At 41.9% G+C, this 9,631-nt stretch carries 9 protein-coding genes; all 9 read left to right on the forward strand.

Features of this window, described 5'->3' with window-relative positions:
- The first annotated feature begins 207 nt into the window (after nt 1-207).
- Entirely contained in the window at nt 208-645 is a 438-nt protein-coding gene (locus DDE80_RS12830) for a flagellar protein FlaG (RefSeq protein WP_108308261.1), read from the forward strand.
- 21 nt (nt 646-666) lie between these two features.
- A complete protein-coding gene (fliD, locus tag DDE80_RS12835; RefSeq protein WP_108308263.1) occupies nt 667-2,730 on the forward strand; it encodes a flagellar filament capping protein FliD in 2,064 nt (687 codons plus the stop codon).
- Nucleotides 2,731-2,753: 23 nt separating this feature from the next.
- Nucleotides 2,754-3,161, forward strand: coding sequence for a flagellar export chaperone FliS (gene fliS / locus DDE80_RS12840; RefSeq protein WP_108308264.1), 408 nt, complete (start codon nt 2,754-2,756; stop codon nt 3,159-3,161).
- Nucleotides 3,158-3,514, forward strand: coding sequence for a flagellar protein FliT (gene fliT / locus DDE80_RS12845; protein WP_108308266.1), 357 nt, complete (start codon nt 3,158-3,160; stop codon nt 3,512-3,514). Before fliS ends, fliT begins: the two co-directional genes overlap by 4 nt.
- Before the next feature lie 90 nt (nt 3,515-3,604).
- Entirely contained in the window at nt 3,605-3,979 is a 375-nt protein-coding gene (locus tag DDE80_RS12850) for a PilZ domain-containing protein (RefSeq protein WP_108308268.1), read from the forward strand.
- An 87-nt stretch (nt 3,980-4,066) separates the two neighbouring features.
- On the forward strand, nt 4,067-4,621 hold the full coding sequence (gene hpf, locus DDE80_RS12855; RefSeq protein ID WP_108308270.1) for a ribosome hibernation-promoting factor, HPF/YfiA family: 555 nt from the start codon (nt 4,067-4,069) through the stop codon (nt 4,619-4,621).
- A gap of 442 nt (nt 4,622-5,063) precedes the next feature.
- On the forward strand, nt 5,064-5,678 hold the full coding sequence (locus DDE80_RS12860; protein ID WP_108308271.1) for an S-layer homology domain-containing protein: 615 nt from the start codon (nt 5,064-5,066) through the stop codon (nt 5,676-5,678).
- A gap of 69 nt (nt 5,679-5,747) precedes the next feature.
- Complete coding sequence (secA, locus tag DDE80_RS12865) at nt 5,748-8,258, forward strand: preprotein translocase subunit SecA (RefSeq protein WP_108308273.1); 2,511 nt, start codon at nt 5,748-5,750, stop codon at nt 8,256-8,258.
- Between the two features lie 114 nt (nt 8,259-8,372).
- A protein-coding gene (prfB, locus tag DDE80_RS12870; protein WP_108308275.1) for a peptide chain release factor 2 occupies nt 8,373-9,474 on the forward strand; the annotation gives its coding sequence in 2 pieces (ribosomal slippage) (nt 8,373-8,444 and nt 8,446-9,474; 1,101 coding nt in all).
- Nucleotides 9,475-9,631 lie beyond the last annotated feature (157 nt).

Here is a 9,631-nt window from a genome sequence, read left to right on the forward strand (position 1 = left end):
AGGGCGATTCTTACCGTATGGAGGAGAAGAAAAAAGCGGGAATTTTCCCGCTGCCTCACACGGTTAAAACAGAAAAGTGAGGAATTTTATTCCGATATTTTTGGGGAATTTTAAGCCGATATTGACAATTAGTGTGGAAGTTTTAGGTTAACTGACGATACTATACATATAGAACTATATAATACAAGGATGTAGGGGGTAACGAACATGCGAATTTCATCGCAAGCGTCGTCAATGGATATGACGGCAAGCGTGTCAAGTGCCAGTAAAAACACAGCTTCAACGAACACAGCAACAAATGCACAGCGACAAGCAACACATCAGGCGAGTAAGCCAAAGATTGTAGATCGTCCAACGGTTACAGAAGCAACAAGCGCACAAGCTGCAGAGGGTTTAGCTAAGTCAGCAGCAAACAAAGAGAAGTTACAGCATGCTGTAGAGTCACTTAATGAATTTATGGAAGACCATATGCCAAAGCCAATGTCTTCAAAATTTCGCTTCCACGAAGGGTTAGAGCGCTATTATGTTCAAGTTGTAGACCCACAAACGGATGAAGTAATAAAAGAAGTACCACCAGAAAAACTGTTAAACGCCTTTTATGAAATGCAAAAAATGGTCGGTATGATTGTAGACGAAAAAATTTAATTTAAAAGGGGGACAATCCACATGGTAATGCGTGTAGGTGGTTTAGCGTCAGGTATGGATATCGACGCACTAGTTGAAAAGTTAATGAAGGCTGAACGTATGCCTTTAGATAGAACATTTCAAAAGAAACAAACGTACGAATGGCAACGTGATGCGTATCGTAGTGTAAATGCTAAGCTTAAAACATTTGATAGCTACCTTTTTGATAACATGATTTTATCAGGTAAGATGAATCAAAAAACAGCAACATCTTCTAACTCAGATTTAGTGAGTGTAACCGCTAAAGGTAATGCATCAGGCAATATTTCGATTGGTGGGGTATCGCAACTTGCGACAAGTGCACAAGCTGTAGGTAGCCAAACAGGTGCAAAAGGTCAAACGAAACTAAGTGAGTTAGGTATTACAGATAGCTCAATTTCACTGCGTGCAATTGGCGCGGATGGTAATTTAGCAGAGAAAGCAACGACGATTAATTTTAATCCTGCTACAGATACCGTAAATGATTTAATGAAAAAAATTAATGAAAGTGGCGCAGGTGTTACAGCAGTTTTCGAGAGCGGTAAACTGTCACTTTCGGCTAAAAATATGGGTAAGGCAGCAGATGGTGCTGGTGAAATCATTAACGAAAGTAACAATGATGTCTTTAACAAACTAGGCTTTGGTTCAGATAATGTTTTAGCTAGTAATGGACAAAATGCCAAATTCGAAGTGAACGGTATTCAAACGGAGCGTTCTTCTAATACTTTTACAATTTCGGGTTACGAACTAACGCTTAAACAAACATTTAACGCAGGCAATGTAGCGCAAAAGCAACTAGCTGATGTTAACGAAAAGTTAGCTAAAGCAAATGACCGTGTTACAGCGTTTGAAGCGGATGTTGTAACAGCAAATGCAGCTCGTGATAATGCGCAATTAGCTTATAATGGCGGGCGTACGACAGCTTTTGCTGGTAAGCCAGATTTAGAGACATTTTATGATAATGCAGATAAAAATGTGTTAAAAGCATTAACAGATGAAGATATTATAGCATTAGCATTAGGTAATCTAGCAGGTAAAATAGGAGCAGGTTTAACTGCGGCAATTGAAGCGATGACAGACGGTCCCGCAAAAACAAAATTAGCGGCTATGGATGTAGCGGATGTAGAAAAGTTAGCTACTCATAGCGGCGAACTACAAGGGTTAAAAGATCTTGCAGAAAAAGAGCAAGCATTTAATGTAGCAGATACAGCAGCTACTGCAGTACAAGCAAACCTAACGGCAGCACAAGCAGATGTAGTAGCATTAACATCGCAACAAGCGGAAGCTGAAGACTTTGCGGCTAAAAACCCAGCAACAGGCACGACAGTAGCACCTGTGACGATGAAGGCTTCTTCTGATACAAAAGCAGCAGTTGAGCAAATTACAGATTTTGTTGATAAATACAATGCGATGATTGAAGAATTTAACGGTCAATTAAAAGAAACAAAATACCGTGATTATAAACCACTAACAAAAGAACAACGTGAAGATATGTCAGAGAACGAGCAAAAGCTTTGGGACGAAAAAGCGAAAAGTGGTATGCTTCGAAACGACCAAATTGTGCGCGATGGCATGGCAAAAATGCGTATGACATTTATGTCGCCTGTAGGTGGTTTAGGTGACGATAGCATTAATTCACTCGCTAAAATCGGTATTACAACTTCTAGTAAGCTATCAGAAAACGGTAAGCTAGTAATTGATAAAGATAAATTAGAAGCAGCACTGGCTAAAGATCCTGATCAAGTGCACCGTCTATTTGCGGCTTCAGGTGAAGTGAAAAAAGACGAAAACGGACGTACAGAAGATACACGTGGTATTGCATGGCGTTTACGTGATGCGATGGAAGATATGACGAAGCAAATTGAGAAAAAAGCGGGTAAAGATGGTGCAACTGACCAGTCTTATGGCATTGGTAAAAAAATCGTTGAATCGGATGACCGCATTACTAAATTGCAAGCAAAAATGAAAGACATTGAAGCGCGCTACTGGAAACAGTTCACTGCAATGGAGAAAGCTATTAATAAAGCGAACGAGCAATCAGGTATGTTTGCGCAGTTCGGTCAGTAATACTAAAAAAGGAGTTGTCGTAGTTGGTAGCACAATCATCAGCACATAATGCATACAAGCAAAATAGCGTAACAACTGCATCACCAGGTGAGTTAACATTAATGTTATACAACGGTTGTTTAAAGTTTTTAACGCTTGCTAAAAAGGCGATGCTAGACAAAGATATTCAAACGAAAAATACGAACTTACAAAAGGCGCAAGCGATTATTACTGAGCTTATGGTAACGCTTGATATGAATGTACCGATTTCTAAAGAAATTCAACCTTTATATGATTATATGAATCGTCGTCTGCTTGAGGCTAACATCAAAAATGATCCAGCGATTATTGATGAGGTGGCTGGGCTTATGACGGAGTTTCGTGATACGTGGAAAGAGGTTATTCGTTTAAATCGCCAACAGCAACATGCTGGTGGCGGTGACCAAGTATGACACAAGTGGTTGTAAAGGAATTATTGGCAACGTCTGCCACATTATTTCATCATTTAACAACTGTACCTGAAGGCGATGCGCGTGACGCCTATATTGCGCGCATTGACGATTTACTAGATAAGCGCGGCGCACTACTTGCTCAGTTGTCGCCCGAGGAAATGAAAGGGCATCAGCTTTTGCCCCATCTCCTCGAGCTCGACGAAGGCATCCGTGCGCGACTGGCAGATGTAATGACTATCGTTAAAAAAGATATTAAAAACTTCCAAAAGTCAAGGGAAACTGAGCGCCAATACACAAATCAGTACGATTCTGTGAGAAATCTTGATGGTATGTATTATGATGGTAAAAAGTAGGGTATACTATAGGTGATAGCGACTATACGCTGTCACCTATTATTTTTGACAGAAAGTAGGTATAAATGACTAAATAGAGGGGGACTACACATGGTATATCGACGCAATGAAGGATTTCGCTACGCATTTTGCGATGATGTGGCGATCAAAGGCACGATTAAATCCGAAAACACAACATTACACGGGAAAACGTGGGAAGGGCTTATCTTAGACATTAGCCCACAAGGTATGAAGGTGCAAACGAATTTGCAATTAACATCGTCAGAGCGCCAGCAAGTACAACTAGAAGTTAATTTTTGTTTGGATAAAGATACGATCCAAGCGTTTAGTGAAGTGCGCTGGGGACGCGAGCTAGGTAGCCAAAGCTTATACGGCTTATACATGCACAATCAACCTGCTGTTGAAGGGCAAATTGTAGAGGAGTTAAAAGCTCGCCGCCGTAAAGAAGTATTAAAAGGTGAGTAATTGTAAATTTATTTTACGAAATAAGAAGGAGTTTTTACATAACGTATCGAATGTAGTAGTAAGTTGTTATTTAAAGGAGGAGTTTATATGTTAGACTTTAACATTCGTGGCGAAAATATCGAGGTTACGCCAGCCATCCGTGAGCACATTGAAAAAAAGGTTGAAAAGATCGAACGTTACTTCAACGAGGACATCAATGCTACAGCTCATGTAAATTTAAAAGTTTATAATGACAAACAAACAAAAGTCGAAATTACAATTCCGATGAAAAACTTAACACTACGTGCGGAAGAGCGTCATGCTGATATGTATGCAGCGATTGATTTAATCGTTGATAAGCTAGAGCGTCAAATCCGTAAGCATAAAACAAAAGTTAACCGCAAGTTCCGTGAGCGCGAGGGTGCAGGCTTATACTTCGCAGCAACAGAGGCAGCCGCTTCACCTGAAGCTTCTTCAGAAGAAGAATACGAAGTGGTACGTACAAAGCAATTTGATTTAAAACCAATGGACGAAGAAGAAGCAATTTTACAAATGAACCTATTAGGTCATGATTTCTTCATCTATACGGATGCAGAGACAGATGGTACGAACATCGTCTACAAACGTAAAAACGGTAAGTACGGCTTAATCGAAACAAATTAATATAAGTAAAGTGCCTAAGCCCACTGCGGTTTAGGCATTTTTTGCGAAGTGCAGATAAAAAGTGTTTCTATGCAGTTAAATGTGTGGGACGTGCGCACATAGAGTAGTTCTATGCAGGTAAAGTAGTGGAACGTGCGCACTTAGTGTGTTGCTATGTAGGTAAACAGGCGAGAGGTGCGCACTGAAGCGAGTACTGAAGTGCTTAGATGGTTGAAAGCCATTTCCTGAAGAGAGGAAATGGCTTTATGCGTAAAAACAAACGTGTATTGCAGATAAAAGTGTGGAACGTGCGCACATAGAGTAGTTCTATGCAGATAAATGTGTAGGATGTGCGCACTTAGGATGTTTCTATGCAGATAAACTGGTGGAACGTGCGCACAAATAGAGTTCTATGCAAATAAACTAGAAAAATGTGCGCACGAAAGGAAAGGAGTGGAAAGAGATGTTGAAATCGATAGTGCTAGCGACAATGTTGTTAGCGACACCGAGTTTTACAGATACCGAGCAATTGCCAAAGCAAACGCAACAAGAAATTAATGAAGCTGTTGCCCTTGGCTTTTTTAAAGACGGTACGACCTTTAACCCGGGGCGTACGATGACACGCGGGCAAGTCGCGCTAACGATAGCGCGCGCGATTGCCGGCGATCAAAGCCCTCAAGCGTTCGTTTTAGCGTTTGGTTTAGAGCAACAAGTTACACCATTTTTAGACGTGCCCACGTCTTTTAAAACAGGAAGTGAAAGTGAGCGCGAACTTTACTATGCGTCGCTCGTCGTTAAAGACGCAGGGGCATTTACGCAGCCGACTTTACAAGCGAGTAAGCCGATTACACGCGGTCAATTAGCCAAAGTGCTCGTACGCTCTTTTGATTTACAACGCGGTACGGAAAAAGTGGTGATTACAGACGTGACGACGGCAGAAGAGCGCACGTATACCGAGGTGCTCGCATCGCTCGGTATTACGCGCCCGCAAGGCACATTATTTAAGCCTGCCGCTCACGTAACGCGCGCACAAATGGCGAGTTTTTTAGTGCGCACTTCTACCATGTTAAACAAGTAGTGACAATTTGCGCCTTAGCTAGCGAAAATGGTACTATAAAAGATGAGACTAAATAGGAAGTGACGATACATGTTAAATCTTTTAAACAAGATGTTCGATGTAAATAAAAAAGAATTGAAAAAGCTGAATAAAATTGCGGATGCGGTTGAAGCGCTCGCAAGTCAAATGGAAGCTTTATCTGATGATGCCCTAAAAGCAAAAACAGAAGAGTTTAAAGCGCGTTTTGCAAATGGCGAGGCACTTAATGACTTACGCGTTGAGGCATTTGCGGTTTGTCGCGAAGCTTCACGCCGCGTGCTAGGCATGTACCCATTCCGCGTGCAAATTATGGGTGCCGCTACATTAGATGAAGGTAATATTGCCGAGATGAAAACCGGTGAAGGTAAAACGTTAACTTCTACAATGGCCGTGTATCTAAACGCAATCACTGGTAAAGGTGTGCACGTTGTGACGGTCAACGAGTATTTAGCGAGCCGTGACGCTGCTGAGATGGGCGAGCTGTATGACTTTTTAGGGTTAACAGTCGGCCTTAACTTAAACAGCTTATCGAAAGAAGAAAAGCGCGAAGCTTATTTAGCAGATATTACGTATAGCACAAATAACGAGCTGGGCTTCGACTATTTACGCGACAATATGGTGCTTTATAAAGAAGAGCGCGTACAGCGCCCACTGTACTTCTCAGTTATTGATGAGGTTGACTCTATCTTAATTGACGAGGCGCGTACACCGCTTATTATTTCAGGACAAGCGGCTAAGTCTGTTCAGCTGTACAAGCAATCTAACGCCTTTGTGCGCATGTTAAAAAACAAAGAAGACTACACGTATGAAGAAGAGTCTAAAGGTGTAACGTTAACCGAAAGCGGTATCGAAAAAGCCGAAAAAGCTTTCGGTATTGATAACTTATACGACCTTGCGCATGTGCGTCTGTTACATGCCATTAACCAGTCGTTAAAAGCGCATGTCAGCATGCATTTAGACGTCGATTATGTCGTACAAGACGGCGAAATCGTAATCGTTGACGGCTTTACAGGTCGTTTAATGAAAGGTCGCCGCTATTCAGACGGCTTACACCAAGCGATTGAGGCAAAAGAAAACGTCGAAATTCAAAACGAGTCAATGACGATGGCGACCATTACCTTCCAAAACTATTTCCGTATGTACGAAAAACTGTCGGGTATGACAGGTACAGCGAAAACCGAGGAAGAGGAGTTCCGTAACATTTACAATATGAATGTTATTGCGATTCCTACGAACAAACCAATCGCACGTGATGACCGCGCTGACTTAATTTTTGCGACGATGAACGGTAAATACGAAGCTGTTGCAGCAGAAATTGCTGAGCGTCATAAAGCAGGGCAACCCGTTTTAGTTGGTACAGTTGCGATCGAAACATCAGAAATTATTTCGAATTTATTAACGCGCCATAAAATTCCGCATAACGTATTAAATGCTAAAAACCATGAGCGTGAAGCAGAAATTATTACAGGCGCAGGTGAAAAAGGTGCAGTAACGATTGCGACGAACATGGCCGGTCGTGGTACGGACATTAAACCAGGCGAAGGCGTGCTTGAGCTAGGTGGTCTAGCAGTAATTGGTACGGAGCGTCATGAGTCACGCCGTATTGATAATCAGCTACGCGGTCGTTCTGGTCGTCAAGGTAACCCAGGGGTAACGCAGTTTTATTTATCACTTGAAGACGATTTAATGCGCCGCTTCGGCTCGGATAATATGAAAAATATGATGACGAAGCTCGGTATGGACGATGCGCAGCCATTACAATCAAAAATTGTATCGCGTGCCGTAGAGTCAGCGCAAAAACGTGTTGAAGGTAATAACTTTGATGCGCGTAAACGATTACTCCAATATGACGATGTATTGCGTCAACAACGTGAAGTCATTTACGGCGAGCGCTACCAGATTTTAGAGTCAGATAATATGCGTGAACTTGTTGAAACAATGATTGAACAAGCGGTAGAGCAAAACGTAGCAATCTTTACCCAGCACGAAAACCGCGATGAGTGGAATTTAAAAGCGATTGAAGATTACGCAACGAATAACTTATTACATGAAGGCGATGTTACAGCAGATGCACTAACAGGTAAATCGGCTGAAGAAATCGTTGCTTATATTTTAGCTAAAGTAACAGAGCGCTACGACGAGAAGGAACAAGAAATGACGCTTGAGCGTATGCGTGAGTTTGAGAAAGTTATTTTACTCCGTTCCATTGATACAAAATGGATCGATCATATTGATGCGATGGACCAATTGCGTCAAGGTATCCACCTACGTGCGTACGGTCAAAATGATCCACTGCGCGAGTATCAGCAAGAAGGCTTCCATATGTTTGAAGAAATGATGGCTTCAGTGCGTGATGACGTAGCGAAGTATGCGATGAAAGCTGAAATTCGTTCGAACCTTGAGCGTGAAGAAGTTGCGAAGGGCCAAGCGGTTAACCCTAAAGAAGAAGAGGGCGGCAAAGTCAAAAAGCAACCGATGCGCAAAAAAGAAGAAGTCGGACGTAATGAACCGTGCCCATGTGGTAGCGGCAAAAAGTATAAAAACTGCCACGGTGCAGTGTAATAACAAGCAGTGTGTACAATTCGTGTATACACTGCTTTTTCTATGGTAAGTCATCAAAGTATCGTTTATAATGAAAGGATAGCAATTTTAACTACGTGGAGGAATTAACTTATGATGGAATTAGCAGAAGTACGTAATACGTTAGACAATACAGCCAAAAAATTGGCGGACTTTAGGGGGTCTCTTTGACTTAGAAAACAAAGAGGCACGCATTATGGAGCTAGACGAAATGATGCTAGATCCAAATTTTTGGGATGACCAACAAGCAGCGCAAGTTGTTATTAATGAGTCAAACCAATTAAAAAATATCGTCAACGAATACCAAGAGCTTGTCGGTACGTACGAAAATATCGATATGACGCTTGAGTTATTACGTGAAGAACACGACGAAGATTTACAAGCTGAATTAGGCGAAGAAGTAAAAGAATTTAAAAAGAGCATGGAAGATTTTGAACTTCAAATGCTGCTGAGCGGACCATATGATGCTAATAATGCCATCTTAGAGCTACACCCAGGTGCGGGTGGTACGGAGTCTCAAGACTGGGGTTCATTATTACTGCGTATGTACACGCGCTGGGCTGAACACCGTGGCTTTAAAGTCGAAACAATCGACTATTTGCCAGGTGATGAAGCGGGCATTAAATCGGTAACACTTGGCATTAAAGGGCATAACGCTTATGGCTATTTAAAAGCCGAAAAAGGCGTGCACCGTTTAGTGCGTATTTCACCGTTTGACTCATCAGGTCGTCGTCATACTTCATTCGTTTCGTGTGATGTAATGCCGGAGTTTACAGATGATGTCGAAGTTGAAGTGCGTTCTGAAGACTTAAAAATTGATACGTACCGTTCGACAGGTGCTGGTGGTCAGCACGTTAACACGACGGACTCAGCTGTACGTATTACGCATATGCCAACAGGTATTGTTGTGCAATGTCAGGCGGAGCGTTCACAAATTAAAAACCGCGAAAAAGCGATGAATATGTTAAAAGCTAAACTATACCAAGTAGAGCTAGAAAAACAACAGTCACAGCTTGATGACATTCGCGGTGAGCAAAAAGAAATTGGTTGGGGTAGCCAAATTCGTTCGTACGTCTTCCACCCTTACTCAATGGTTAAAGATCACCGTACAAGCGAAGAAACAGGTAATATTGGTGCGGTAATGGACGGCGAAATTGATCCGTTTATCCATGCGTATTTACGTTCACAAATGAATTAATAATTGAACTACCCCCACTTAACACCTTATGGGTTGTTTGAAGTGGGGGATTCCTACGAACTCCGTTCTATCGAACAGATATTTAGTAGGCTAACCCCGTAGCCCCTACGGTTAGAAGTCTTATCGCTTCATTTTTAATATTTTGTCCTGCGTTAAT

Origin of the sequence: Metalysinibacillus jejuensis (genome assembly GCF_003057615.1) — a bacterium.
Lineage (GTDB): Bacteria > Bacillota > Bacilli > Bacillales_A > Planococcaceae > Metalysinibacillus > Metalysinibacillus jejuensis.

Excerpts from the sequence above, each read along its gene's own strand:
- secA (WP_108308273.1), top strand. The coding sequence starts at position 5,748 with ATGTTAAATCTTTTAAACAAGATGTTCGATGTAAATAAAAAAGAATTG.
- hpf (WP_108308270.1), top strand. The coding sequence starts at position 4,067 with ATGTTAGACTTTAACATTCGTGGCGAAAATATCGAGGTTACGCCAGCC.
- fliT (WP_108308266.1), top strand. The coding sequence starts at position 3,158 with ATGACACAAGTGGTTGTAAAGGAATTATTGGCAACGTCTGCCACATTA.
- fliD (WP_108308263.1), top strand. The coding sequence starts at position 667 with ATGGTAATGCGTGTAGGTGGTTTAGCGTCAGGTATGGATATCGACGCA.
- DDE80_RS12850 (WP_108308268.1), top strand. The coding sequence starts at position 3,605 with ATGGTATATCGACGCAATGAAGGATTTCGCTACGCATTTTGCGATGAT.
- DDE80_RS12830 (WP_108308261.1), top strand. The coding sequence starts at position 208 with ATGCGAATTTCATCGCAAGCGTCGTCAATGGATATGACGGCAAGCGTG.
- DDE80_RS12860 (WP_108308271.1), top strand. The coding sequence starts at position 5,064 with ATGTTGAAATCGATAGTGCTAGCGACAATGTTGTTAGCGACACCGAGT.